Below are 26584 nucleotides of genomic sequence, written 5' to 3'. Positions count from 1 at the left end.
CCGTCCGGGAGGCCGGTCTGCGAACGGACCGGCTCGCGGCTCGTAACGGATCCGGACCGCTCCCACGCCGACCGGCAGAGACTGGCGCTTCTGCAGCGCGCGATGGAAACGCCCGGCGATGTCCGGGACCTACCGGCGTTTCCGACCTCGTCGTTCAGCTCAAGCGGGCCAGCGCGCGAACGGCATCGCCCAGGGTAGCGGAACAGGCCTGCCGCCAAGGCATGATTTCGTCTGCGCGCGTTCTGGATGCGAGCGCAGGCGGTCGCGTTGCCGATAGTTTCATAGCCGGGTGCACAAGCGCGGGATTGTTTCCGAATGCAATAAATAACATCCCGCGAGTTCTAACTTTCGGCTTCTATCTACCGTATATTTGAGCATGATCATTAAATAAAATCAGTATTGACAACTTTGGCGTGTATTGACGGATTGATCCTTTGGCCCGTATCTTTATCCGAACAGCTGAAGAAACGTCGTCGAACCGTCCCGCCATTCCATGTTTGCAGCGTCGATTTCTGATCCGGCGGGCTCGCGCCGTCACGGCCGCGCGTCGCCATACCGAAGGCGCTGAGGTTCGGCCCGGCGATGCGGCGGCGCTGAGGCTGCCGCACGTCGATGCAACGCTTGGCGCATCGTCCCGAGCGCCGGATTCACCCCGAACTGGCTTCGCCCCGTACTCGGCCACATGCCCCGCGCTCTCGATCGCCCAATGGTCTCCTCGACCCTTTCGTCTTCCAAGCTTCCGCCTTCGACAAGGCACCTTGCCGCGACGCGATCGTGCGTCGGTCCAGAAGAGAACAGTATCGTGCTTCAGATGCGCAATTCCTTCGGCTTCAAGCTGGCGGCGGTCGTCGGCCTGCTGGGCTTCGTGGCGGTCGGCATCTCGGCCTTCGCCGTGCGGCAATCCCTGTGGGAGCAGGAGCGCGCCGCAGCCACGGACAGGATCTGGAATGCCGGGCTTCAGGCCGGCGCCTTGAGCCAGGCGATCGAGCATGCGGTCGTGCAGGCCACCGCCCTCTACACGGCCGAGGATACGCAGGAAGCGCGGACGCGTCTCTCCGGGCTGCAGGACGCCCTGGCGGCGGTGGAACAGGTCCGGGGGCCGTTCCTGGTGGCGATGGAGGATCAGCTGCCGCCGGACCGGCGCCGCCGGTTCGACCTGTTCGTGAAGGAGTTCATCGCCTACCAGAACGACACCGCTGAGCTCGGCCTGACCATCTCGCCCAAGGCCGCCCTGATCCAGGCCACCGACGAGGCGACGGTGAAGAACCGCGAACGCATCATCGCGGAGATCAGCCGACTCGGGGGCGAGGTGTTGGCCCGGCTCAACGACCAGCGCGCAGCAGGCGTCATCGAGCAGCGCCATGCGATCGTCGCGCTGATCGTGGCGCCGGCGGTTGCGCTCGCCCTGGCATTGGCCGCCGCGATCTGGATCGTCCTCTCCCAGATCCAGAAGCCCCTGAAGCGCCTGAAGGCCGCCATGCAGGCTCTTGCGGCGGACCGGCTCGACGACGCGATCCCGTTCACGCAGCGCCAGGACGCGATCGGCCAGATGGCGCATGCCATCGCGGCGTTCCAGGCGGCGATGATCGAGCGGCGGACGCTCGACCACGACGCCCGGGCGCGGACGGCGCGCGACCTCGTCCGGGCCGAGCGCCTGGCCGCGGCGACCCAGGCCTTCGACGACGAGATGCAGCGGACGGTGGCGGATCTCGCCGCCTCCGCGGACGCCATGCAGGCCTCGGCCGACGCGCTATCGAGTCTCGCGGGCGAGACGACCACGCAGGTCGCCGTCGTGGCGGAGGCATCCGATCAGACCGCCGGTGTCGTAGTGAGCATCGCCAGCGCTGCCGAGGAGCTGTCGGTTGCGGCCCGGGAGATCGAGAGCCAGGTCCGGCATACGAGCGAGATCGCCTCGACGGCCCTGTCGGATACGCAAGGGCTGGTGGCGACGGTGACGACCCTCTCGCAAGCCGCGGACGACGCCGGCGCCGTTATCGCGCTGATCCGCGCCGTCGCTCAGCAGACCAACATGCTGGCGCTGAACGCCACCATCGAGGCCGCGCGGGCCGGTGCGGCGGGACGGGGGTTCGCCGTGGTCGCCACCGAGGTCAAGGATCTGGCGGCGCAGACCGCGCAGGCGACCGACCGCATCGCCCATCATATCGGGGCGATTCAAGCCGCCGCCGCCGACACGGTCGGAGCGATCGGCTCGATCGGCACGGTGGGCCAGACGATCGCGCAGATGAGCTCCATCGCCGCCGAGGTTGCGGTCGCAGCGGACCAGCAGGGCCAGTCGAGCCAGATGATTGCCCGTGCCATCACCAGCGCGGCGACGGATTCCCGGAAGGTCTCCGACAGCGTGGCGGGCGTGCGCGCCACTGCGGCCTCCAACGAGGTGCAGGCCAAGCATGTCCGGACAAGCGCCCTGCAGGTGAATGCCGGGACTCATAGCCTTCAGCGGGCGATCGAGACGTTTCTGGCCCAGGTCGCCGCGGCCTGACGGCATCGTCCTGGAAGGCAGGGCCTTCGAGAGGGTCTAGGGAATCGTGGGTGCCGGCCGCCATGCCGGCGCCTGCGACGCGGGACATCCGCCATATCGACGGCATCGAAACCGGTCGGCGGAAGCGTGCGCGCTGTATCTCGGATGATCGATGGAGGCCTCGCCCGGAATCGAACCGGGGTGCAAGGATTTGCAGTCCTCTGCGTAACCACTCCGCCACGAGGCCCCTCGTCGCGACGCCGCGGCGTCGCCATCGGAGCCTGGCGGCCGGCTCCGGGTGGGGGTCTCTAGCAGAGGTGGGCGGCGACAGGCAACGGTCGCGATGCGGCTTCCGCGCAGGAATATGCAGGTCGATCGGCGCTGGACCGGCCCGCGGCCCGAAAGCAGCCGGTCAGCTCTGCCAGACCCGGGGCATCGGCCGATCGCGATAGTTGGCCAGGACCCGGCTCACGAGGCCGCGCAAGGGCTCGACCCCGTCGGCCAGGGCGCGGATGACGAGGTGTCCGTTCCAGGCGCTCGCCGCCGCCTCGATTCCGGGGACGACGGCCTGTTCGAGCAGGGCGCGGGCTTCCTCCAGACGCCCCTCCGCGTTTGCTGAGACGTCCAGCAGGGTCGCGCAGGCCCGGGCACCGCCGCCGATCGCCGGTCGCGTGAGAAGATCCGAGATCGGGCCTTCCAGGACGAGGCTGTCGGCATAGACGAGCCGCCCGGCCCGGCGCACGCGCCAGGTATCCGCGAACAACCCCGCCGCGATCCGCTCGCCCCGGGCGGCGCGGCCGAAGGCCACGATCTCGACGGCCAGCAAAGCGGCGCCCTCCGCGAGGTCGGCCTCGAAGCGCCGCCGGACCCGGGCGCGATCGAACAGGATCGTCTCCTGCGGCAGCCAGGCCAGCCGGGCGTGCGCCGCCAAGGTTATCCGGTTCTCGATCCGGCTGACCGGGCCGTCCGAGCGGTAGATCTTTTCCGCTGCCGTGGTCGTCAGCACGAGGTCGGCCGACGGGGCGAGGTCCAGCGCGATCGTGAAGGCGTCGCCGCACGCGACACCGCCGGCGGTGTTGACCAGCACCGCCTCAAGCGCCCCCTCCCCGCGTGGGAAGCGCAGCCGCGACGGGCCGGATTCAGCGAGGTCGAGGATGCGGGTCGGGCCCGTTCCCCCGGCCGGACCGGCCCACAGGTGGACGCGCCCGTCCGATCGCTGGCGCGCGGGCGCCCCGGCCGCCGGAAGATCATGAACCTGCGTCGCGCCGTCCGGCATTAGCGGCGGCCGCCCTGATCGCTCGAGACCGCCTCGATCGCGGGCGTCGGCCGGTCCAGGATGCGCCGGCCGAACAGGCTCGCCACCAGTTCCACCAGCACCCGGGCGCTGCGGCCCCTTTCGTCGAGGAACGGGTTCAGCTCGACCACGTCGAGGGATCGCACCAGGTCGGAATCGTGCAGCATCTCCATGATCAGGTGCGCTTCCCGGAAGGTCGCGCCCCCCGGCACGGTCGTGCCGACGCCGGGTGCGATCGATGGGTCGAGGAAATCGACGTCGAGACTGACATGAAGATGCGCGCCGTCGCGTGCGACGCGGTCGAGGACGCGGCGCAGGGGCGCGACTACGCCGAACTCGTCGATGGTGCGCATGTCGGTAACGCCGACCCGCCGGGCCGTCACGAGGGCGCGCTCGCCGGCATCGATCGAGCGCAGGCCGAACAGGTGGACGTTGGCCGGCGGCAGCGGCGCCGGCGCCGGATCGGCGAACAGGCTCGGGAAGCCCGGCTCGCCGCACAGGGCCGCCAGCGGCATGCCGTGGACGTTGCCCGACGGCGAGGTTTCCGGGGTGTTGAAGTCGGCGTGGGCGTCGAGCCAGAGCACGAAGAGCGGCCGACCCTCCCGGGCGCAGTGGCGCATCGCCCCATCCACCGAGCCGAGCGACAGGCTGTGATCGCCCCCGGCGGCGAGCGGCAGGGCGCCCGCCCCCAGAGCAGCCTCGACCGACCGCGACAGGGCGCGGGTCCAGGCCGTGACGGCGGGCAGGCCCCGCGCATCCGCCGGCCCGTCGGGGACGACGTCCCCCTGATCGACGACCGCGTGGCCGAGATCGGACAGGGTCCGGACCAGTCCGGCGGTGCGCAGGGCCGCAGGCCCCATGAGCGCGCCGGGCTCGCTGGTCCCGACCTCGATCGGCGCCCCGATCAGCGCGATCCGGCGCGCATCCCCTCGGCTGGTGTCGCTCGTCATCCGGTCCCCTCGAGTGCAGGTGGAGGCTCGTGCGCCCGTTCGATGCTCTAGGCGCACTCGAAGGGCCGGCCAACGATTCGCTTGCGCTTCGCCCGCAAGCCGCGGGCCGCGCTTGCGTCGGCGCGGTGGTGCCCCGCACGCGGGCAGGTTCCAGACCGGTCGGCTCACGGGACAATCCGGCATGGCGGATGCTAAATCGCCTCGAAGACCCTGGTATTGCCTGGTAGTTTTGGTGTGGATTTAAGTGTCCGGGAGGATCCGAATGTCTTTACGTAGATACTTAGTTCCTCAAAATATTGAATATCTCGATGTTACGATAGATTGAGTTTTGCGCCATAATGCCCGGCTTTGCCGCCGAAGTTTACCGGATCTTAGTGCCATTGCTCTAAGGTTGCGGCGCTCTCTCTAAGAAAACGATGTAGGATAGCCATGGTGGTGCTTTCGCGGCTGAGTTCTCGCCTGCCGGCGATGACGATCGGCTTGGCCCTGCTCAGCGCCACCGCGATGGGCGGCTTCAGCTGGTATTCCGCCAAGTCCGGCCTGATCGACGCGGCGAATGAGCGCCTGCAGCTCGCCGCCGCGGCCCGCCGCGATGGGATCGAGCTGGTGGCGGACCGGATGCAGGCCGACTTCCTGGCCGCGTCCGCGCATCCGCAGATCGTCTCGAACTTCCCAGACCTGATCGAGAACCTCGACCCGGCCAAGCCGGACACCGCCGCGGTCATCGCGGCGTTCCAGGCGCCGCCGACCGTCGAGGCCCGGGTCGCCCTCGACGGCACCGGCATGTATGGGCGTCGGCACGTGAAGGTACAGGAGACGGCGCGCAAGCTCATCACGCAGGCCGGCTACGCCGACTTGCTGTTCCTCGATGATGCCGGCCGCGTCGTCTACACGACCACGAAGGGCAAGGATTTCGGCCAGTCGGTGACCGAGGACGGGCTGAAGGATACGGCCCTCGCCCGCCTCGTCCAGCGTCTCAAGGCCGCCGACCCGAGCGCCGTACTCTACGAGGATTTCACGGCCTATCCCGTGGACGGTGTCCCGGCCGCCTTCATCGGCCGCGCCATGACCAAGCGGGCGAACGTCGCCATGGGCACGGCCCAGGCCGCGGAGCGGATCGGCTTCATCGCCCTGCGGGTGACGCCGACGCTGTTCGATCAGGCCCTGGCCAAGCGGACCGGCCTCGGCGAGACCGGCCAGGTCATGGCCGCCGGCGCGGACGGGCGCCTGCGCAGCAACCCGCCCCTCAACGCGACCGTGAAGGCCGGCAACGAACTCAAGCCGCTCGGGATCGAGGCGGCCCAGCTCAAGGCGGGCGGAAGCTTCGACTTCACCGCCGCGGACGGCCCGCACATGGCGGCGGCCTCTCCGGTCAGCGTGCTCGGCGCCCCCTGGACCGTGGTGGCGGAGCAGTCGCAGGCGGAGGCGATCGATGCCGTGCGCGCGCTCTCCCGCAACCTGCTGCTGATCGGGCTCTGCGTCCTCGCCGGGACGGCCGTGCTCGGCCTGCTGCTGGCGCGCTCGATCGTGTCGCCGCTCGGCGCACTGACCCGCGCCCTCAAGGCGCTCGCCGAACGCCAGGCGCTCAGCGACGTACCGGGCAGCCGGCGCCGGGACGAGATCGGCGATATCGCCCGCGCCGTGGTCATCATCCGCGACGTGTCGCTGGAGGACGCGGCGCAGCAGCTCCAGACCACCGAGGCGGCGCGGCTGCGCGAAGAGCAGGCCCGCCGCGCCATGCTGCAGGATCTGGCGAGCGGCTTCGAGACGTCGGTCGGCGGCATCGTCGATGGGCTGACCCGGGGCGTGGCGGCCCTGCAGGGCGCGTCCGGAACCATGCGGGTCGCCGTTAGCGGCACGTCGGCGCGCTCGACCAGCGTCGCCAGCGCCGCGCGCCAGACCGCCGACAACGTCGATGCCGTGGCTGCGGCCGCCGAGGAACTCGGCGCCACCGTGCAGGAGATCGGGCGTCAGGTCGAGCAGGCAGCCGGCATGTCGGCCACCGCGGTCGGCGAGGCCAAGCGGGCCGAGGGCACGATGGCGGATCTCGCCGCCGCCGCCACCCGCATCGGCGACGTGGTCGGGATGGTCTCGACCATCGCGGGCCAGACCAACCTGCTCGCTCTGAACGCCACGATCGAGGCCGCCCGCGCCGGCGAGGCCGGCCGCGGCTTCGCGGTGGTCGCGGCCGAGGTCAAGGAATTGGCGACCCAAACCAGCCGGGCCACCGAGGAGATCGGCCGGCAGGTCGCGTCGATCCAGGCGGTGACCGGCGGCGTCTCCGAGGCGATCCAGGGCATCGTGTCCCAGATCGAGGCGATGAACCACGTCTCCACCAGCATCTCGGCGGCCGTCGAGGAGCAGGGCGTCACCACGCAGGACATCGTCCGCAGCATGGGCCAGGCCTCGACCGGCACGAGCGGGATGACCGCCGACATCGCCGAGGTCGCCCGGGTCGCCAGCGATGCCGGCGAGGCCGCCGCCTCCGTGGCGCAGGCCTCGGACGAACTCGCCGCCCAGTCGGAGCAGCTCCGCGCCGAGGTCTCGCAGTTCCTGCGCAACGTCCGGGCAGCCTGAGCATCGGTCCGAACGGTGGCCGCCGGCGTTCGGACATCGTCGATGCGGATCAGAGAGCGAGCGCATCGTGCCGGTCACCGGCACGATGCGCGAAGCAGACCGAAGGCGGTTGGGCTCGGACGGCCGTCAGGCAGCCCGGGCCGGTAGCGGGCCTTGGGATCTCTGTGCCGCCCGGCTCGCATAGGCCTGCGCCGCGAGCGGCAGCTCGATGGCGGCGCACAGGCCGCCCTCGCGCCTGTTCTCCAGGGTCAGGCGGCCGTTATGCGCCTCGACGATCGCCAGCACGATCGACAGGCCAAGGCCGAAACCGCTGGCCTCGTTGAGATTGCGGGCGCGGTCGCCGCGCACGAAGGGCTGCAGCATCGCGTCGCGTTCGGTCTCCGGGATGCCGGGGCCCTGATCGAGTACGCAGATGCGGATGCCGCGCTCGGAGGATTCCATCTGGACCTCAGCCCCTCCGCCGTACTTGACGGCGTTGTCCACCAGGTTGGTGATCGCCCGCTGCAATTCCTCCGGGCGGCCCTGCACCAGGACGTGCCGGCTGTGGGCGACGCTCACGGGCGCGCCGAAATCCGAGAAGTCGTCGCAGACCGTCTGAACCACCGAGGCGAGGTCCACGAGGCTCAGGCTGCTGGCATCCCGCGTCTGCCCGTCCCGCACGAAGGACAGGGCCGCCTCCACCAGGCCGTTCATCTGGTCCAGGTCGCGCAGGGTGGCCGTGCGGGTGTGCTCGTCCTCGATGAACTCGGCGCGCAGGCGCAGGCGGGTGATCGGCGTGCGCAGGTCGTGGCTGATCGCCGCCAGCATCTGGGTGCGGTCGTCGATCAGGCGGCGCACCCGGGCCCGCATCCGGTCGAGCGCCCGGGAGACGGCCAGCACCTCGCGGGGGCCTGCCGTCGGAAGCGCGACGTGGTCGTCGTGGGTGCCGAACGCCTCGGCGGCTCCGGCCAGCCGCGCCAGCGGCGCCGTCAGCGCCCGGGTCGCCCAGACGCAGAGCAACGCGAGAGTGAGGGCCAGGAACACGACCGTGAAAATCAGGGCCCCCTGCCGGGGCGGGCGCAGCGGCGCGTTCGGCAGCGTGGCCTGCAGGGTCGCGCCCTTGGGCGTGATCATCCCGATATGCAGCTGCCCGTCCGACTGCGTCTGTGCCGGATCCTGCGTGCTCAGATCCACCAGGGTCACGTGCCGGCCGGCGCCGACGCGCAGGCGACGGATGACCGGGAGGTCGGGCACGGGGGCCGCGTCCGGCGGAACCGTCCCGTCCCAAGCCTCGACCCGCATCAGCGGGAGGCTGCGCCCGCTCGCCAGCAGGGCCGGCCGCGCGGCTGGGTCCGCCTCGTCGAGGAGCCGCACCAGCGTGGAGAGCCGGCCCGCCGCGACGCCCGGCAGCGTGTCCGGATTCTGCGGCTCGTGCAGGAGGAGGAACGCCGCGGTGGCGACCATGTGGGCCACCGCGATCCCGGCCACGACCAGCAGGGCGATCTGCCCCGCGATGCTCTGCGGACGCAGGCGGGCGCGCAAGGATCGGAACGCGCTCATGACCGGGTCACTTCGGGGGTGAACAGGTAGCCGCCCGAGCGGATCGTGCGGATGAATTCGGGATTGCGCGTATCCCGCTCGATCTTCTGGCGGATGCGCGAGATCAGCACGTCGATGCTGCGCTCGAACGGCCCTGCCGTGCGGCCCTGTGTCAGGTCGAGCAACTGGTCGCGCGACAGCACGCGGCCCGGCCGCAGGCAGAGCGCGTGCAGCAGCTCGAACTCCGCGCCCGTCATGGCGATGCGGGCGCCTTCCGGCGACAGCACCTGCCGGAGCGACACGTCCAGCGTCCAGCCCGAGAAGTGCAGGCGGCGGCGCTCGTCCGGGTCGGGTGCCTCGGCGGCCACCCGGCGCAGGATCGCCCGGATCCGGGCGAGCAGCTCGCGCGGATTGAACGGCTTGGCCAGGTAGTCGTCGGCCCCGAGTTCCAGGCCGAGGATGCGGTCGACCTCCTCGGATTTCGCGGTCAGCATCAGGATCGGGATCTGAGAGGCGCTGCGCAGGCGGCGGCACAGGCTCATGCCGTCCTCGCCCGGCAGCATCAGATCGAGCACGATCAGGTCGATCCGAGCCTCCGCCAGCACCCGGTCCATCTCGTTGCCGTCGCCCGCAAGCGTCACGCGGCAATCGTTGCCGCGCAGGTAGCGGGCGACCAGGGCCGAGATCTCGCGATCGTCCTCGACCACGAGGATGTGGGGTGTGGCGGGTGCGTTCATCGCGAAGGATTCGGCGAGCGGATCGGCGAGCGTCATCAGGTTATTATGCGCCGACGCGGCGATTATTCGAAGATGGTTGCGGGAACCATTTTGTAAGCGCGTGTTTCCAGCTTTGCCGTGCCGCGTGGCCATGAATGCAGCGGTGGGTGAAAGCCGGGGGAACGCATGAGCACGATGGCGCACAAGCCTGATCCGATCGCCCCGAAGCCACCTGAGCTGGCCTCGCCCTGGCACGATCCGGCCCGGGCCGCGCTCCAGGCCGAGGCGCGCGCCTTCGCGCACGACGTCGTCCTCCCGCTCGCCGACGAGCTCGATCCGCAGAAGGCCGAGATGCCCCGCGGGCTCATCGAGGCCATGGCCGAGAAGGGCTGGTTCGGCATCACGATACCCGAGGCGCAGGGAGGCCTCGGTCTCGGGGTCTTCGAATATTGCCTCGTCTCGGAGGAGCTGGCCCGGGCCTGGCTGTCGGTGGGCAGCATCCTGGCCCGGGGCCAGGGCCTCGGCACCCAGACCCTCGACCCCGAGCGCCGGGCGGATCTGCTGCGCCGCTCGGCCCGGGGCCACTGGATCGGCTCGATCTCCCTGTCGGAGCCCAATGCCGGCTCGGATCTGGCCGGCGTGCAGACCCGCGCGGTGCGGGACGGCGACACCTGGGTGATCACCGGCACAAAGCGCTGGGCGGGCTTCGCCAAGGGCGCCGACTTCATCGAGGTCCTCGCCCGCACCCGAGACCCGGAGCCCGGCGAGTCCCGCTCGGCCGGTCTGGAGCCGTTCCTGGTGGTGAAGGAGCGCGACAGCTTCCCGCCCGGGGTGACCGGCCGGGTGATCGACAAGATCGGCTATCACGGCTTCCAGACCTTCGAGCTCGCCCTCGATGGCGTGCGCGTGCCCGAGAGCGACCGGCTCACCGGCCTCTACGGCGACCAGGGCGCCGACGCGGACTCCGGCGGCTTCGCCTCGGTCCAGCGCGGCCTCAACATCGCCCGGGTCCACACGGCGGCCCGCGCCGTCGGCGTGGCGCGCGCGGCGGTGGAGGACACCCAGGCCTACCTGCAGGAGCGGGTCCAGTTCGGCCACCCGATCGGCGATTTCCAGGCCCTGCGCTTCGCGCTCGCCGACATGGCCGCGGAGGTCGCCCAGGCTCGGGCGTTCTGGCAGCAGGTCGCCCACCTGCTCGACCAGGGCGAGCCCGCCGAGAGCGAATCCGCCATGGTGAAGCTTCTGGCGACCGAGATGGCGGTGCGCGTGACGAACCAGTCGATGCAGCTGCACGGCGGCAACGGCTACACCACCGAGCGGCGGGTCGAGCGCTACTGGCGCGACGCGCGCCTGACCACGATCTTCGAGGGCACCAGCGAGATCCAGCGGCGGATCATCAGCGACCGGATGCTGCCGCGGCCCAAGGCCTGATCGGTCGCTCCTGGCCTTTGACCCGTGCGGCGAATCGTCGAGCGGGACTCCCCGCCCGGGGTCGTTTGGCTAACTCACGATAGGTTCGTTCCATGCCGTACCAGCGGCGCGATCGCCTTTCGGAAGCCCTGTGTCCAAGCCCATCAGCGATTACGCCCTCATCGGCGACACCCATTCCTGCGCGCTGATCGCGCGGGACGGCTCGATCGACTGGCTGTGCTGGCCGCGCCACGACTCGCCGGCCCTGTTCCTGAAGCTCTTGGACGACGACAAGGGCGGCGCGTGCAGCCTCGCCTTCGACGGGCTCACCGAGACCGTGCGCCGCTACGTGCCCGACACCAACATCCTGGAGACCACCTTCACCACGTCGACCGGGCGCGCCCGGCTGATCGACGTGATGCCGGTGAATCCGCCGAGCCCCGAGCCCGAAGAGGGGCCAGACGGCGAGGGCGAGAGCCGCCTGATCCGGCTGCTCACCTGCGAGAGCGGGCGGGTCGCCGGCCGGTTCGTGGTGCGGCCGACCTTCGACTACGCACGCCGGCCCTGCACGCCGATCGTCGAGGACCGATCCGTGCTGTTCGAGGCCGGGGATTGGCGCCTGCGCGTCAACGCCTTCCCGGAGCCGCAGCTGCAGGGCGATACGTCCGAGGTCCTGTTCGACCTCGCCGAGGGCGAGACCGCCTACCTGGTCCTGACCCATGGCGAGGACCAGGAAGATGCCTGCATCGAGGATTTCGCCGGGGCCCAGCGCCGCATGGAATCCACGACCGAGTATTGGCGCCGCTGGAGCGCCCGCAGCAGCTACAACGGCGCCTACCGGGACGCGGTGATGCGCTCGGCCCTGTGCCTGAAGCTGCTGACCTACTCGCCCTCGGGCGGCATCGTGGCGGCGGCCACCGCCGGGTTGCCGGAGGCGGTGCCGGGGGACCGCAACTACGATTACCGCTTCACCTGGATGCGCGACGCGGCCTTCACGGTGACGGCCTTCGTGATGCTGGGCTACGTCCGCGAAGCCTCCGAATTCCTGCGCTTCCTGCGCGAGCGCGACGGCTCGTACGGGCGCGAAACCAAGCTGATGTACGGCATCAGCGACGGCATGCCGCCCGAGGAGGTGCTGGAACATCTGGCCGGCTGGGGCGGAGTCGGACCTGTCGTGATCGGCAACCTGGCCGAGGCCCAGGACCAGCACGACATCTACGGCGAATTGCTGCGGGCGCTGTGCGTGTTCCTGGAGGCCGTCGACTACGACCCGCCCGAGAAGGTCAACGACCGCCTGCCCGAGGTGCTCGACAACCTCACCGCCCGGGCGATCCGTCACCGCCACGACGCCGATCACGGCATCTGGGAATTGCGGACCGGCCCGCGCCAGCAGGTCCACACCAAGGCGATGATCTGGGTCGCGCTCACCGACGCGGCCCGGATCGGCCGCAACATCGAAGGCGTCCCCGCGGAGAAGATCGCCGAATGGGAGCGGATCGCCGCCGAGATCCGGGCGGAATACCACGACAAGGGTTGGAACCCGGAGAAGCAGGCCTATACCGGCGCCTACGATTCCCACCACCTCGACGCGGCGGTGCTGCGGGTCGCCCTGTTCGGCGCGCTGGATCCGAGCGACTCGCGTACCCGCTCGACGCTGGCGGCGATCGAGCGCGAGCTGGGCGACGGCGACCTGATCTACCGCTACCGCATGGATGACGGGCTGAAGGGCGACGAGGGCACGTTCACGGCCTGCGCGTTCTGGCGCGTCGGGTGCCTTGCGCTGGACGGGCGGACCCGCGAGGCCAAGGCGGCGTTCGAGCGCCTGATCGCCCGCGGCAACGATGTCGGCCTGTTCGCGGAGGAGATCGACCCGGCCACCGGCGAGCAGCGCGGTAACACGCCGCAGGGCTTCTCTCATATGGCGCTGATCAACGCGGCCCTCCGACTGGAGGACAGCATCGAGCGCTTCGGCCTCGTCGACGCGATCGAGCAACGGGCGGCCGAATAGGTCCATTCACGGACGCATCCGTCAGCCCGCCTGCGTCAGGCGAGATCCGATCTTCCCGGGCGTCGGAAGCGGCACGGATGCGTCAGGTGCCATCTCGTCATTCCGGGCTCGCCTGCCGCCCCGGAATGACGGGGCGTTTGCATGAACGGCGCCAAGCTGTTCGCTTCGATCAGGCTGCGATCCTGATCTCCTCGTCCGACCCGGTATCCGCGCCGGCGCGGCTCGCCTGGAACTCGTCCAGTAGGTCGGCGCCGAGCCCGTCGAGGACCTCCTGCATGGCGGCCTGGACCACCGGATCCTCGTCCTTCGGCTCCGTGCGGTACCAGGCCAGGATCTGTTCGGGCAGCGCGTCGAGGATCGCTCCGACCGGGTTGAGCGGTTCGGCTATGGCCGGCGCGCCATCCGCACGCGCCGCGATCGCGGGCTCGACCGTGGCCTGATCGGGCATCTCCACCGGCGCGGCGATCCCTTCCGCGACGATCTCGACGGCGCTCGCTGGCGCGAAGGCGGTACGCCGCTGGCTTTCGAGGGCGGCGCGCCAGGCGGCGTCCGCAGCTTCGGCCTCGCGGCGGGCGGTCTCGCGCGTCATCGCCTCGGCCGCAACGGCGCGGGCGACCTCCCGAGCCTCGTCGCGGGCGGCCTCGGCCTCGTAGCGGGTCAGCAGCACGACCACGGCGTGCATCTCGGGCGCCGGCAGGTCCGTGCAGGCGTCGATGGCGGATTCGATCATCCGGCGCGACAGGCCGGCGCCGCGCAGGCCGCCCGCGGCCGCGTGCCGAGCCGCGAGTGCCGCCTGCATGGCCGGCAGCAGAGCCTCCGGCAGCCCGGCCTTGCGGTGCAACTCCGCGAAGGCCCGCGGATCCCGCGAGGAATCCCGCATGGCGCGGGTGATCCCGGCATAATCCTGTCCCGAAAGGTCGGCGAGGGCGGCGTGGACGAAATCGGTCCGGCCCGACAGGACGGCCCGGAGGATCAGGCCCGCGGTGAGCTGCCGGGTGGTGCGCAGATGCGCCACCAGGCGCGCCACCGCGGCGACCCCCGAATCGTCGCAGGTCTCGAGGGCCACGCGCTCGCCCGCCTCGCGGCTCATCCGGTCGCAGCGCTCGGTGCCGATCCAGCCGCGCGCGATCACGAACTGGGACAGCGCCTGGGCAACCGCGAGGCCGATCGTGTAGCGCACCTCCGGCGGCAGATCGGACCGGCGCAGCAGCGCCTCACGCAGGCGGGCTTCGGTGCCGTGGCGCTCGATCATGCGCAGCATCCGGCCCGCGGTGATCTTCGCGGTGGGATTCGCGGCGAGCACCACCAGGGTCCCCAGCTCGCCGATCTCGGCGAGTGCCCCCGACACCGGCGGGGACAGGTGGTGCCGGGCAGCGATCACCGCGCGGGTGGTCTCGTCGCCGAGCGCGGCGGCGTCGACCAGGTCCGCGTCGGTGAGCACCGGCGAGCGGGCCAGGACCAGGCGCGCCACCTCGGGCACGTCGCAGGACAGGGCGACCACCAGCGGCCGCGGCGTGCGGGCCGAGGCGGCACAGGTCTCGGCGAGCGCCCGGCGGACTAGGGGCGACGGGTCGTCCAGCAGCGACAGCAGCGCGGTCTTGGCCTCCCAGGCCTCGTCGGCGGAGAGGTCGCCGTACAGGAAGGCCCGCGCCAGCGCGGTGGTGGCCTCGGCCCTGCGGCCGGCCGAGGCGTTCTGGGTCCAGGCCAGGAACTCGCGGATGATCATGGGCCGCTCCGGGGGGCGAACAGGCTGTTCCTGATGCCGGTGGTGGATCCCGCGGCGGCGAGATCGGCCGGGGCGGCGGGGGCGGCAGCGGCGGGTTGACCAGGGCGAGGCCTGCCGGCGTCGGCGCCGGTTCTGCGAGCGCGCCGGTGGTCGCGGGCTCGGCGACGGAAGCGACGAGCGGCGCCTCCGCGCCGGAGCGCGGGAAGTAGGTGGGCGCAGGGTGCTGGGTCGGCGGCGCGGCGTTGCGGGCCCACGCCAGGCCGCGCGCTGCGGCGTCGGAGGCCGCTCCGCGCTGCTCGGTTTGGAACAGGCTGCGCAGGTCGGAGGTGCCGCCGAACGCGGTGGCGGTGCTGGCATAGGCCGTGGCCGCCTGCGTGGGCGGGGCACCGTCCTGGCGCAGCACGGTCAGGTCGGTGGCGGCGGTGGCACTCTGCACGGCGCCCTGCGCGGCGGCTGCGAGGTTGGCGTAGAGTTCGGCGGCGCTGCGCGGCCGGCCCGTCCGGTCGTAGAACAGGGATCGGTTGGCTGCGGCCGCCTCCGGCAGGTCGAGGGCCGCGGCCCGGGCCGGGAAGGCGCGGGCGGTGGAGATCAGGGCAGCTGCGCCCTTCGCGCCGAGGACATGCGCGGCGTAGAGGTCACCCGCAGTGGGGTCGCGCCCGAGGGCTGACGCGAGGGCGTCGGAATTCTGCTGGGTCAGGGCGCCGGCGAGCGTCGCGGAGATCTTCGGATCGCGCCGCAGGTCGAGGATCGCCTGGCGCTGCTCGGCATCCGGGACCGCGTAGGTGCCGTCGGATTGCCGGGTTATGGCGTCCGCCTGCGCCTGGAGGCCGAGTTTCGGCCCGGCATTCTTCATCACCCCGAGCCAGGTCTGCTCGATGAACTGGAACAGGCCGGTGGCGGAGGAGGTCCCGGCCTTGGCCGCCGGATCGAGGGCGGATTCCCGCCGGGCCGTCGCCAGCAGGTAGTCGAACCCGACGCCGCTCGCCATCGCGCCGTCGCGGATCGCCTGGACCACCGGCCCGGAGGCGGCCGAGCCCGCGGCCGCCCGTGCCTGGGCGGGCGGGCTGCTTTCCGATGGGCTGGACGGCGTGGTGAACAGGAACATCCGGGCGCGCACGGGGTCTGAGGACACCGTGAACCTGCGCCGCTTATGGTAAACAACTCCTCAATCGATGTTGCGCTATGTTATGCGCGCTTCTCCATCATCGACGGAGAACGACGCCCCTGTCCTGGACGCCTGGAACGTCAGTGGACAGGGATCCGCGACACGGCACGGAACGCGCCGCGGCGAAAACGCCGCCCGCTGTCCCGGCCCGGATCCCGGGTCGCATTCCGCTGGCGCCGCATGCGTGCGGGAAGGGGCGGCGCAAAACGTCCACCCCTCGGCGTCGTCAGGTTCAACGGCGGCTTCAGGATCCGCTGAACTCCGCCGCACCCTTGGGCCGGCGCATCTGGAAGCGGGTTTCCGCGGTGGCGTGGAAATAATCGAAATACCCGCCGCGCATGATGGGATGCATCGCGGCGGTGTCGACCATGCCGTCTGAGACGAACCGCTCATCGACGTAGATCGACACGACTTGGCCGATCACCAAGAAGTTCTCCGCCTTGCCGCCGCCGAGCGGCACCAGCGGGACGGTCTGGAGCCAGCGGCACTCCAGGGCGGCGGGCGAGGCCGCCACCCGGGGCGGGCGCACCTTCTGCGATGGGGCGGTCTCCAGGTTGGCGAACGCGAACTCGCTTTCGCCCCGCGGCAGGGGCGCCGAGGAATCGTTCATCCCGTCGCGCAAGTCCCAGGTCGCCAGGCTGCACACGAACTCCGCGCCCTCCTCGGCGAAGGTCATGGCGTCCTTCCGACCCGAGGACGAGAACGCCACCATGTCGTCGGCGACCGCGTTGAAGAACGAGTAGGGCGCGAGGTTGAGCTTGCCCTCGCGGCTCATGGCGCTGATCCAGCCGATCGGCCGCGGCGCCACGATCGCCTTGAGGGGGTTGTGGGGAAGCGCGCGGTTCTCGCGCGGAATCTCGAGATCGTAATGCACGAATGCGCCTTCTGAGACGGACCGCACTCAGAGATAGGTCACGATCTCGGAAAGACTCGGCCGCGGGCGATCTGACGGCACCTCGCGGGCCCGGCCGATATGCACGAACCCGGCGAGCTTCTCGGACGGCGCAAGGCCCAGCCCATCCAGCACGCGGCGATCGTAGGCGTACCATTCCGTCAGCCACGACGTGGCGAAGCCCGAGGCGTTGGCCGCGACTACGAGGTTCATGGTGGCGGCGCCGACCGAGAGAAGCTGCTCCCATTCGGGGATTTTCACGTGCGGGCCGGTGCGGGAGACGACCGCGACGGTCAACGGCGCGTGCATCAGGCGGCCGCGCTCCTGGGCGAGGCGCTCCGGGCTCGCTTCGGGATTGTCGGCCGCGAACGTGGCCGCGATGACGTCTCCGACCCGCTCCCGCGCCGCCTCGGCGATCACGATGAACCGCCAGGGGGCCAGCTTGCCGTGGTCGGGCACCCGGGAGGCCACGGTCAGGATGGTCTCGAGCTGCGCGCGGTCCGGCCCCGGGCCGTCCAGCAGCAGCGGCGGGACCGAACGGCGCGTCTTCAGGAGGTCGAGGGTGGCAGTCATGCGTCCTGTCCCGCGGATGAATCGCTACCCGGATGTGGCACGCAGGGGCACCCGGGGGAAGACCGTGCGGCCTTGCCGCCGCCATGGTCCCGAGGCACAGGCGGAACCGGACTGGGACTGGATGAGGATTCAACGGATGCGCACGAGGCTTGCCGCGATGGCGTTGGCAATTCTCTCGCCCTCCCTCTTGCCCGCGGATGCGCGCGCGCAGCAGGGCGTGTTCCAGAACCGCCTCGGCGATCCCCTGCCATCCCCGTCGATCACCAGCCCGACCCTGCCGCCCAACATGCCACCGGCCGAGCCCGAGGCGCAGCTGTCGCTGTCGGCGCTGCTGTCCGGGGCCGGGGTGCCGCTGCGCAAGGGCCTGGCTTGGCGCATCTATGAGGATCGCGGCGACGGCACCCGGCCTTCGATCGTGGGCCGCTCCACCGAGGCCGAGCCGAACTTCACCCTGCCCCCGGGCGCCTACGTGGCGACCGTCACGTACGGCTTCGCCAGCGCCTCGAAGCGCATCGTGATGGGCGGACAGCCGGCCACCGACACCCTCCGGGTCGCGGCCGGCGCACTGAAGCTCGCTGGGGCCGTGGGCGACCAGAAGATCCCGCCCGCCCAGGTCGTGTTCTCGGTGTTCGTGCCGGTGGGGACCAATTCCGAGGGCCGCCTCGTACGCTCCGGCATCAAGGCCGGGGAGATCCTGCGACTGCCCGAGGGCACGTATCACGTGGTCTCGACCTACGGGGAGTCCAACGCGATCCAGCGCGCCGACCTGCGGGTCGAGAACGGCAAGGTCACCGAGGCGACGCTTAATCACCGCGCCGCCACCGTCACCCTCAAGCTGGTCGCAGCCTTCGGGGCCGAGGCCTATGCCGGCACCGCCTTCTCGGTCCTCACCCCCGGCGGCGACACCATACGCGAGGCGATCGGCGCATTCCCGCAGGTGACCCTCGCCGAGGGCGACTACGTGCTGATCGCCCGGCATGACGGGCAGGTCTACACCCGCGAGTTCAAAGTCGAGAGCGGGCTGGACCGGGACATCGAGGTGGTGGCGAAGTCCGGCTGAGCGGTCTGTTCAGGCCATACGCCGCGCCAGGGCCACGCAAACCGCGACTGCGAGGGCCGCCCCGATCATCGCGGGCTCGATCCGCTCGCCCAGGACCAGTGCGGCCACCCCCAGCCCCATGAACGGCTGCAGAAGCTGGAGCTGCCCGATCGCCGCGATGCCGCCCCGGGCCAGCGCCCGGTACCAGAACACGAACCCGATGAACATGCTGAACAAGGCGACGTAACCCAGGCCGACCCAGGCCGGCAGCGGGATCGCGCCGGGATGTGCGGGGCTCAAGACCAGCGCCAGCGGCAGGGAGAGCGGCAGAGACAGGACGGTGGCCCAGGCGATCACCTGCCAGCCGCCGAGCCGCCGTGCCAGCTTTCCGCCCTCCGCATAGCCGAGGCCGCAAACCAGGATCGCCGCCAGCATGAAGGCGTCGCCGGGACCCGGCGGCCCGTCGAGCCCGCGCGCCGCGAACCCCACCGTCACGAGGGCGCCCAGGATCGACAGGATCCAGAACGCCGACGAGGGGCGCTCGCCCGACCGCAAGGCTCCGAACAGGGCGGTGGAGAGCGGCAGCAATCCGACGAAGACCGTCCCGTGGGCCGCGTTGACGGTGCGCAGGGCGAGCGCCGTCAGGAGCGGGAACCCGACCACAACACCCGCCGCCACGATGGCGAGCGCCCCCATGTCGCTCCGGCGGGGCCAGGTCTCCCGCAGGATGAGCAATGCGGCTGCCCCCGCGAGCCCGGCCAGGGCCGCCCGCGCGGCGCTGAGGAACAGCGCGTCCATGCCGGTGAGCGCCAGCCGGGTCGCCACCAGGGAGCCGCTGAAGATCGCGACGCCGACCAGTCCGTCGATCCACGCGCCCGGTTTTGCCGAGGCCAGGTTTCGCCCGGTGCCTGGGTTGGTCAATGCCGTCGATGCTTGCCCGGATCGTGCCACGACTGTCCCCTCGGTCTTGATCCGCCGGGACATGCGCCTGCTGCGCGTGCTCAGATAGGGACGGTTCGGGCCGGACGAGCCGAACTGTACCGGCCGCGCGGCAGGACACGCGCGCTGACCGGGCGATAGGGCCCCATGGTTCCATGTTCCGGCCATTAACATTTCTGCGATCTCGCGGAACGATGCGTGCAGGCAGGCCCTTTCCCCGCGCCCATCCCGGGCCGCTGGAGATCTCGATGCGCCGCCTCGTCCTCGCTACCCTCGCCGCCGCTGCCCTCGCCGGACCCGCCCTCGCGGCGAATACCACGCCCCCGACGGTGGCCCCCAAGTTCGAGAGCGTGCCGCAGGATGCGGTGCTGAGCTACAACCTGATCGGCCTCAACATCACCGACGCGCAGAACAACACCGTCGGTGAGATCAAGGACATCGCGATCCACAACGAGAAGGTCGTCGGCTACATCGTCTCGGTCGGCGGCTTCCTCGGCATGGGCGAGCATTACGTCGCCGTCTCCCCGGCCTCCGTGGCCCTGGGCTACGATGCCGACGCAAAGAAGTGGAAGGCGATCATCGGCGCGACCAAAGAGCAGCTGAAGTCCGCGCCGGAGTTCAAGTACGACGGCAAGTTCAAGCGCTGAGCGTCTGACGGGGCTGCCGGCGGTACGAGCTGGCCGGCGGCCTCGGTTCTTCTGGCTGATCCCGGCGATTTATCGCAGCGGATGCTTCGAAACTGCCGTCAAGCATGGTGCAGGCAGATAGGCGCCCGATCTAGTGCGTCACCCGATCCGCTTGCAGCGCCTCACGCGCCATCCGGTTGACCAGCGCGTCCCGCTTGGCCTGGCGCAAAATGATGCGGGCCGCTGCCCTGGCGTTGGCCGCGCGCAGCGTCGCCTGCGGCCCGCCTTCGCGCATCACGCGACAGGCCAGAGCCCGAAACCATTTCACGTTGGCGAGCGCGGCGGCTCTCCGGCTGATCGGGCCACCAACGTCGAGTGGCTTCTCTACTGTGGCAGCGGCCATTGGCTCAATCCTGGACTGCTTTTCGCCGCTTGTCCGCGAATGAGACAAGAAATGGCGATGCTGCTCAGACTCGGCAATAGTGGTGCCGGCCGATGATTTTAGAAAACGACACAGATCAGGGTTCCCGACGGTGCGCGGACGCACGCGCCCATCCGATGCCGCTGGAGGCTGACTCAGGCGGTTCGGCGAGCGATGCAGCCCCCGAGCGACCAGATGGCGCGCAGGCGGAACCTTTACCTCGACGCGCGGTAGGACCCGCAGTGCAGAATGCGATTTCATGACGAGGATGCGTGTGTCGGAGAACTTCCCGCGCTCGACTGCCAGCATCGCCGGGCATCCCATTCACCCGATGCTTGTGCCGATCCCAATCGTCTGCTTCGTCGGCACCTTTGTCACCGATATCGCCTATTGGGCGACCGCCAACATGCAATGGGCGAATTTCTCGGCCTGGCTGTTGAGTATCGGATTGATCGCCTCAGTGTTCGCGGGCCTCGCCGGCGTGATCGATTTCCTCGGCAGCCGGTCGATCCGGCGCCTGCGCCCGGCTTGGATCCATGCGGTCGGCAACGTCCTCGTACTCGCTCTGTCGATCGTCAACGTGTTCGTGCACAGCCGGGACGCCTACACCTCGGTGGTGCCGACCGGCTTGGCGCTCTCCGGAACCGTGGTCGTGCTCCTGCTGGTGACGGGCTGGAGCGGCGCGGACTTGATCCATCGCCATCGCGTGGGCGTGCGGCCGGGAACACGAGCATGAGCCGGAAACGCTATCTCCTCGCCGCAGCCGCGCTGCTGCCGCTGTCGGCTTGCGGACCGGATCCTATCGATCCCCAGACCCAGGTCGGCCCGAATCCGCCCCTGCCGGACCTGCACCAGTACCTGTTGCCGCCGATGCACGTATCCCGGTCGGTGGGCTGGAAGGACGGTGAGGTTCCGCAAGTCGCAGCGGGTCTGCAGGTGAAGGCTCTGGCGACCGGCCTGAAAGGCCCGCGCTCGCTCCTCGTCCTGCCCAACGGCGATGTCCTGGTGGCCGAGAGCGGAGGCCCGACGCCGCCGATCAACCGGCCGAAGGAGATCGTCATGGGCTGGCTGGAGAGCCTGTCCCATCCCGCCGGCGAATTTGGCCAGCGCATCACCCTGCTGCGCGATACCGACGGAGACGGCGTGGCGGAGACGCGGACCGTCCTGCTCGACAAGCAGAACGCGCCCTTCGGCATGGTGCTCGTCGACGACGCGCTCTACGTCGCCAACACCGATGCGGTGATGCGCTTCCCGTACACGGCCGGCACGACCCAGATCACCGAGCCCGGCGTCAAGTTCACCGAGCTGCCGGCGGGCCGGATCAACCATCACTGGACCAAGAGCCTGACCGCCAGCCCGGACGGCACCAAGCTCTATGCCGGCGTCGGCTCGAACAGCAACATCACGGAGAACGGCATCGACGAGGAGAAGGACAGGGCCGCGATCTGGGAGATCGACCGCGCCACGGGCGCCCACCGGCTCTACGCGACCGGCTTGCGCAACCCCAACGGTCTCACCTTCGAGCCGCAGACGAAGACGCTGTGGTGCGTGGTCAACGAGCGCGACGAACTCGGTCCCGACTTGGTCCCTGATTACATGACCTCGGTAAAGGACGGCGGCTTCTACGGCTGGCCGTACAGCTACTGGGGCAGCCATCTCGATCCACGGGTGATGCCGCAGCGCCCCGACCTGGTCGCCCAGGCGATCATGCCCGATTACGCGCTGAGTTCGCACGTCGCCCCGCTGGGGATGGCATTCGCCACCGGAACGGGCCTGCCCCAGGCCTACCGGAGCGGGGCGTTCGTCGGCGAGCACGGCAGCTGGAACCGCGATCCGTTGAACGGCTACAAGGTGGTCTACGTCCCGTTCGAGAACGGAAAGCCCGCCGGCAAGGCTCAGGACGTGGTCACCGGCTTCCTCAACGCGGACAAGCAAGCGCGCGGCCGACCGGTCGGGCTGGCGATCGACGGCCAGGGTGCCCTGCTCATCGCGGACGATGCCGGCGGCACGGTGTGGCGGGTCACGGGATCGGGCGCGCGCTCTGAGGCGCAGCCGCCCGCAATCGTACGATGATCCCGGCCTCGTCGTCCCGGAGCTCCCGTTACGTGGCGTGGGAAGAATCCATGACCGGGAGGACTGCATCGTGACGCTATCTAGCCGGTCGCCAACCGCGATCAGCGATGAGGGGCGCCACGCGCGAGACCGCGGAGAGCCGCTTTCGGCCAATCCCTATCCCGAAGGTTCGAACGAGCACCGCACCTGGGCGCGGGGGTATCGGATCCCCGATCACGAAGCGTCGGATCCGGCGTCCGATCGGCAAACTGAAGACGTTGGGCGCACGCGGTCATCGTAATCGCGCGTTGTAATGAGGCGCGGCGTCGCTGACCCGGTTGTCCGCGGAGCCGCTGTTACAGCTTGTGCGTCAGGGTCTTGGCGGAACCGGCTCCATGGACTCGTCCTCGCCGCGTGCCGCGAACGGGGCTGCAGCTCCGAAGCCGATGACGGCATCGTCGAGAAGCGTATCGAGCGTGTCGGCGACCCAGGTCGCGCCGTCGAGCATGGCTATCAGGATGGCGTGCATCGCTTGCCTCCCCGCACTGGGGTTTTGGGCTGGCAGGGGCAACGGAGCGCCGGGTTGCTGGGCGTTCCGTCGCCGGGTCCGATTAGCATCAGACGAAGTGGTTCGGCAGGGCGAGGCTCAAGGCCTGCACGTACGAGCCGGCCAGGACCGCAACGGTGGCGATCGTCGCGGCGGCGGCAATGGTGAGGCGGGATGCGAGGGGCATTGATAGTCTCCATCAGGTCCGCGACTGTGTTCGCGGTGTGACCCTGATGTATGCCTAAGCTTTACAGGCGGACGTGCTTCGGCACACCTGGGTTGCGATCGGGTTCGCCCGCAAATGGTTCAGCGATTGCGCTGAAGCAGGCTCGCGGCGGCGCCCAGGCTCGAGCCGACCGCGAAAACCGCCAGCAACGTCGCGACGCGTGCTCCGGTCGGGTTCTGCTGCAGCGTCAGCAAGTGAAGCAGATCCCGGACGATCAGCAAGCCGCAGGCGACCGATCCCAGCGCGGCCAGGAACGCCAAGACCTTGACCATTGCGGGATCCGCGTAGCCGCTGATCGAAGTCCGCAAACTGGCTCTGGCGCCCTCCGGGACGAGCGGCTGGCTGTCGACGTGGTCAACCGATCGTTGCTGGGAACGCGAGACTTCGCTGGGGCCGACACGCGCACCGGATCGGACTGCGCGCATCCGGCCTGCGATCCTGGCGGCCCCGCCGTTCGTTCAGGCCGCGCGCACGGTGGCGAGGAAGCGGCCCACCTCGGCTGAGAGGTGCTCGGACTGGCGCGAGAGTTCCGATGCCGCGCCCAGGACCTCGCTCGCCGCCGATCCGGTCTCCTCCGCGGCGCTGGCGACGCCGGTGATGTTGCTGGTCACCGCCCCGGTCCCCATCGCGGCCTGGCTGACGTTGCGAACTATCTCCTGGGTCGCCGCGCCCTGCTGTTCCACGGCGGCGGCGATCGAGGTCGTCACGCCGCTGATCTCCTGGATCCGCATTGCGATCGAACCGATCGCCGTGACGGCCTGGCCGGTGGAAGCCTGGATACGGGCGATCTGACCCGAGATCTCCTCGGTGGCCTTGGCGGTCTGCTCGGCCAGCGCCTTCACCTCGGAGGCGACGACGGCGAAGCCGCGTCCGGCAGCGCCGGCCCGGGCCGCCTCGATGGTGGCGTTCAAGGCCAGCAGGTTGGTCTGCCCGGCGATCGACGAGATCAAGCCGACCACGTCGCCCACCCGGGCCGCCGCCGTACTGAGCTCCTGCACCAGGACGGCGGTCTGATCCGCCTCGCTGACGGCGCGCTGCGCCAGGCTGGCCGAGCCGTCGACCTGGCGGCCGATCTCCTGGACCGACGAGCCGAGCTCCTCGGCGGCCGCCGCCACGGTGTTGACGTTGCTGGCGGCCTCCTCGGCCGCGGCCGCCACCGCGCCGGACTGCGCCGAGGTCTGGCCGGCCATGGCCGACATCGCCTCAGCGGTTGCCTGAAGCTCGGTGGCGGAGGCCGAGACCAGGCCGATGATGCCGCCGACCGCCTGCTCGAAGGTTTCGGCCATCTGGCGCATGCCGGTCTTGCGCTGCGCCTCGGCGGCGAGCCGGGCCTCGGCCGTCTCGGCCTCCAAGGCCTTCATCTGGATCAGCCCGTCCTTGAAGACCTGCACGGCGTCCGCGATCGTGCCGACCTCGGTCCGGGCGCCCTGGTGCGGGATCGTGACCGACAGGTCGCCGGCGATCAGGGCCTGCATCGGCTGCACAACGGACTGGATGCCGCGCGTGACCCCCAGGACGATCACCGCCCCCGACAGCACCGAAAGAATCAGGGCGAGCCCGATCGCGATCAGGGTCACCGTGCGGGTCTCCTCGAAGACCGTCAGACCCTGGGCCTCAGCGGCGCTGGCGCCTTCGTTGTTGAGGGCGATCAGCTTCTCGAGCGCGGTGGAGACGGCACGACGGGGCGCGAGCCCGTTCGTCTCGTAGAGTGCGTAGGCCTGCGCCTTGTCACCCCGGCGCGATAGGGCCAGCACCTGGTCGCGGACAGCCCGGAAGGCGTCAGACGCCCGGCTCAGCGTCGCGTCCAATGCCTGCTCTTCGGGTGAGCTGATCAGGGTGCGATAGAACTTGGCCTTTTCGTCCACGGATCTGTCGAAGCTGCCAATGTCCTTCTCGATGGTGGCCAGCAGCGCCGGATCAGTCGCCTGCGTGTGACGCAGGAGAAGCCCACTGCTCCGGGCCGTCAGCGTGTTGATCTCACTGAGCGTCCTGATGCTCGGCAGCCAGTTCGTTTCGATGGCGACGGTCTGATCGCGCAGCTTTTGCGTGCTCACGAGCCCGAGTATGCCCAGGCCGACCACGAAAACGGTCAGAGTGGCGAACGCCACAATCAATTTCGTGCGGATGGAGACAGATTGCAGCGTCACGGCACCCTCGAAATGCAGCGGAATAGGAACATTGCGCAAGCTGCAGCCGCGAATGCTTAACCAACAGATCTTAACAACCGCTGATTGCTCTGCACTTGGAGTTACGATGAGGCCCGGTGCGGGATCCGCGGGGTCATCGACGACCGACCGATCTGCGGTTGAGAAGCCAGCCCTGCGCGGCCGGATCACCGTTTCGGGATGCCAGGATCGGCCAGATGCCGGAACGCGCTCGGTGCCATCCCGTATCGATCCCTGAACCGCCGGGAGAAATGCGCCTGGCTGGCGAAGCCGCAGCCATAGGCCAGGGTGCCGAGGGACAGATGTCGACACCCCGGGTCGGCCAGGCGCTTGGCAGCGGCCTCCAGCCGGCGCTGCCAGATCCAATCGGAGATGTGCTGCCCGTGCTCGTGGAACAGTTCCTGAAGGCGGCGCAGCGAAACGCCGACGATCGCCGCGAGCTGGGGCGGGTCCAGGGTCAGGTCACCGAGGTTGGCCTCGACATGGGCTTTGGCCCGCTGGACCACGACGGTGCCGTGCAGTGGCCGGGGCACCTCCTTGGCCAGGCGCTCAGCGATGCTGGCCGCGATCAGGTCCACGACGATGGCCGACATCCGCTGGGCGACGTCGGCCGTGAGCACGTTCTCGAGTTGGAGCAACGTGTCGAGGAACGTCGTCACGAGGCGCGCGCTGCCGAGATGCTCTCCGATGGTCAGGGCTGTGAAGTGACGGGCATCACCGAGCAGGTTCTCCAATCGGTCCCGGGGGATTTCCAGGAGCAGGGATCGGGACGATCCGGACGTCTGGCGGACGGACGGGCTTGCCCGATCCAGGACGGTGATTTCGCCGGGCTGCAGCACGGCCTGGCGCCCGAACTGCTCGCACATCGACGTTCCGGACAGCTTGACCGTGACGGCGAGGGTATCCCGCTTGTGGCTTCGCCGGAGCGTGGCCGGGGTCGATTCCACCCTTACGGCACTGGACGTCGAGCGGGTGATCAGCAGCGAGCCGAGATCTGTCCCTTCAAAAAGGCCGCGGAAGTGGCCATCGTCTACCCGATACAGTTCGGCCGGCATCAAGCGGCTCGTGGCAAAATCTCTCCAGAGATTGAAATTTGTATTCGATTGATCGCCGACCGCGGAGAAAATGGTTTTCATTGATGCGCAGATCGATCCGGTAGCCCTCATCGAGGATTGTCGGATTATCCATCATCGCAAACAGAAATGGTAGGTTTCATAATCAAACTGACAAATTATGGTTGATTCGCTGGATTCCCGTTCTT

The 26584-nt window shown here is 69.7% G+C and carries 21 protein-coding genes, 1 tRNA gene and 1 pseudogene; 8 read left to right on the top strand and 15 right to left on the bottom strand.

Annotated features, from left to right (window positions below):
• Positions 1 to 811: 811 nt before the first annotated feature.
• Positions 812 to 2500: a methyl-accepting chemotaxis protein gene (locus tag FVA80_RS01685; protein WP_147906157.1), complete on the top strand. Its 1689-nt coding sequence runs from the start codon at positions 812 to 814 to the stop codon at positions 2498 to 2500.
• Between the two features lie 152 nt (positions 2501 to 2652).
• Here the strand turns inward: FVA80_RS01685 and FVA80_RS01680 are convergent.
• From FVA80_RS01680 to rocF, 3 genes are all read right to left on the bottom strand, one after another.
• Positions 2653 to 2726 (bottom strand) — tRNA-Cys (locus FVA80_RS01680).
• Positions 2727 to 2891: 165 nt separating this feature from the next.
• Positions 2892 to 3755 (bottom strand): urease accessory protein UreD, encoded by an 864-nt coding sequence (locus FVA80_RS01675; protein WP_147906096.1) that lies wholly within the window; start codon positions 3753 to 3755, stop codon positions 2892 to 2894.
• Positions 3755 to 4723 (bottom strand): arginase, encoded by a 969-nt coding sequence (gene rocF, locus FVA80_RS01670; RefSeq protein WP_147906097.1) that lies wholly within the window; start codon positions 4721 to 4723, stop codon positions 3755 to 3757. Before rocF ends, FVA80_RS01675 begins: the two co-directional genes overlap by 1 nt.
• Positions 4724 to 5152: 429 nt before the next feature.
• Between rocF and FVA80_RS01665 the strand changes: the two genes are divergently transcribed.
• Complete coding sequence (locus FVA80_RS01665; protein ID WP_147906098.1) at positions 5153 to 7300, top strand: methyl-accepting chemotaxis protein; 2148 nt, start codon at positions 5153 to 5155, stop codon at positions 7298 to 7300.
• A gap of 126 nt (positions 7301 to 7426) precedes the next feature.
• Here the strand turns inward: FVA80_RS01665 and FVA80_RS01660 are convergent, their stop codons facing one another.
• The gene (locus tag FVA80_RS01660; protein WP_147906099.1) at positions 7427 to 8839 is read right to left on the bottom strand and encodes an ATP-binding protein; all 1413 of its coding nucleotides are present in this window, start codon (positions 8837 to 8839) and stop codon (positions 7427 to 7429) included.
• Entirely contained in the window at positions 8836 to 9591 is a 756-nt protein-coding gene (locus FVA80_RS01655; protein ID WP_187193697.1) for a response regulator, read from the bottom strand. Before FVA80_RS01655 ends, FVA80_RS01660 begins: the two co-directional genes overlap by 4 nt.
• Before the next feature lie 138 nt (positions 9592 to 9729).
• On the opposite strand from FVA80_RS01655, the gene FVA80_RS01650 reads away from it, so the two are divergent.
• Entirely contained in the window at positions 9730 to 10965 is a 1236-nt protein-coding gene (locus FVA80_RS01650; RefSeq protein WP_147906159.1) for an acyl-CoA dehydrogenase family protein, read from the top strand.
• Positions 10966 to 11095: 130 nt separating this feature from the next.
• The gene (locus FVA80_RS01645) at positions 11096 to 12952 is read left to right on the top strand and encodes a glycoside hydrolase family 15 protein (RefSeq protein ID WP_147906100.1); all 1857 of its coding nucleotides are present in this window, start codon (positions 11096 to 11098) and stop codon (positions 12950 to 12952) included.
• Between the two features lie 169 nt (positions 12953 to 13121).
• Here FVA80_RS01645 and FVA80_RS01640 read toward each other — a convergent pair whose 3' ends face one another.
• The 4 genes and pseudogenes from FVA80_RS01640 to FVA80_RS01625 form a co-directional block, all read right to left on the bottom strand.
• Positions 13122 to 14678 (bottom strand): DUF2336 domain-containing protein, encoded by a 1557-nt coding sequence (locus FVA80_RS01640; protein WP_147906101.1) that lies wholly within the window; start codon positions 14676 to 14678, stop codon positions 13122 to 13124.
• Positions 14675 to 15783: pseudogene (locus tag FVA80_RS30900) on the bottom strand (lytic transglycosylase domain-containing protein). The gene FVA80_RS01640 and the pseudogene FVA80_RS30900 overlap by 4 nt, the downstream one beginning before the upstream one ends.
• A 304-nt stretch (positions 15784 to 16087) precedes the next feature.
• Positions 16088 to 16717, bottom strand: coding sequence for a flavin reductase family protein (locus tag FVA80_RS01630; RefSeq protein WP_147906102.1), 630 nt, complete (start codon positions 16715 to 16717; stop codon positions 16088 to 16090).
• A 27-nt stretch (positions 16718 to 16744) separates the two neighbouring features.
• A complete protein-coding gene (locus FVA80_RS01625; RefSeq protein WP_147906103.1) occupies positions 16745 to 17308 on the bottom strand; it encodes a nitroreductase in 564 nt (187 codons plus the stop codon).
• A 136-nt stretch (positions 17309 to 17444) separates the two neighbouring features.
• Here FVA80_RS01625 and FVA80_RS01620 point away from each other — a divergent pair, with 136 nt between their 5' ends.
• On the top strand, positions 17445 to 18368 hold the full coding sequence (locus tag FVA80_RS01620; protein WP_147906104.1) for a hypothetical protein: 924 nt from the start codon (positions 17445 to 17447) through the stop codon (positions 18366 to 18368).
• A 9-nt stretch (positions 18369 to 18377) separates the two neighbouring features.
• On the opposite strand, the gene FVA80_RS01615 is transcribed toward FVA80_RS01620, so the two are convergent.
• Positions 18378 to 19268: a DMT family transporter gene (locus FVA80_RS01615; RefSeq protein ID WP_246692230.1), complete on the bottom strand. Its 891-nt coding sequence runs from the start codon at positions 19266 to 19268 to the stop codon at positions 18378 to 18380.
• Positions 19269 to 19534: 266 nt separating this feature from the next.
• Here FVA80_RS01615 and FVA80_RS01610 point away from each other — a divergent pair, with 266 nt between their 5' ends.
• Positions 19535 to 19933: a PRC-barrel domain-containing protein gene (locus tag FVA80_RS01610; protein WP_147906105.1), complete on the top strand. Its 399-nt coding sequence runs from the start codon at positions 19535 to 19537 to the stop codon at positions 19931 to 19933.
• A 130-nt stretch (positions 19934 to 20063) separates the two neighbouring features.
• Here the strand turns inward: FVA80_RS01610 and FVA80_RS30895 are convergent, their stop codons facing one another.
• A complete protein-coding gene (locus FVA80_RS30895; protein WP_246692229.1) occupies positions 20064 to 20459 on the bottom strand; it encodes a hypothetical protein in 396 nt (131 codons plus the stop codon).
• 142 nt (positions 20460 to 20601) lie between these two features.
• On the opposite strand from FVA80_RS30895, the gene FVA80_RS01600 reads away from it, so the two are divergent.
• Both FVA80_RS01600 and FVA80_RS01595 read left to right on the top strand, forming a co-directional pair.
• Positions 20602 to 21069, top strand: a complete 468-nt coding sequence (locus tag FVA80_RS01600) for a DUF2231 domain-containing protein (protein WP_147906163.1) — start codon at positions 20602 to 20604, stop codon at positions 21067 to 21069.
• Complete coding sequence (locus FVA80_RS01595; protein WP_147906106.1) at positions 21066 to 22406, top strand: sorbosone dehydrogenase family protein; 1341 nt, start codon at positions 21066 to 21068, stop codon at positions 22404 to 22406. The genes FVA80_RS01600 and FVA80_RS01595 overlap by 4 nt, the downstream gene beginning before the upstream one ends.
• Before the next feature lie 349 nt (positions 22407 to 22755).
• Here the strand turns inward: FVA80_RS01595 and FVA80_RS30260 are convergent, their stop codons facing one another.
• From FVA80_RS30260 to FVA80_RS01570, 4 genes are all read right to left on the bottom strand, one after another.
• Positions 22756 to 22914, bottom strand: coding sequence for a hypothetical protein (locus FVA80_RS30260; RefSeq protein ID WP_187193564.1), 159 nt, complete (start codon positions 22912 to 22914; stop codon positions 22756 to 22758).
• A 324-nt stretch (positions 22915 to 23238) separates the two neighbouring features.
• Positions 23239 to 23583 carry a hypothetical protein gene (locus FVA80_RS01580; RefSeq protein ID WP_147906108.1) on the bottom strand — a complete coding sequence of 115 codons (345 nt, stop codon included), beginning with the start codon at positions 23581 to 23583 and terminating at the stop codon, positions 23239 to 23241.
• Between the two features lie 33 nt (positions 23584 to 23616).
• Positions 23617 to 25305, bottom strand: coding sequence for an MCP four helix bundle domain-containing protein (locus FVA80_RS01575; protein WP_147906109.1), 1689 nt, complete (start codon positions 25303 to 25305; stop codon positions 23617 to 23619).
• A 185-nt stretch (positions 25306 to 25490) separates the two neighbouring features.
• Complete coding sequence (locus FVA80_RS01570) at positions 25491 to 26378, bottom strand: helix-turn-helix domain-containing protein (RefSeq protein WP_246692228.1); 888 nt, start codon at positions 26376 to 26378, stop codon at positions 25491 to 25493.
• Positions 26379 to 26584: the final 206 nt, after the last annotated feature.

This window comes from Methylobacterium sp. WL1, assembly GCF_008000895.1.
Taxonomy (GTDB): Bacteria; Pseudomonadota; Alphaproteobacteria; order Rhizobiales; family Beijerinckiaceae; genus Methylobacterium.
Note: the sequence above shows the minus strand (reverse complement) of the source record. Positions and strands in the feature narration are given on the sequence as shown.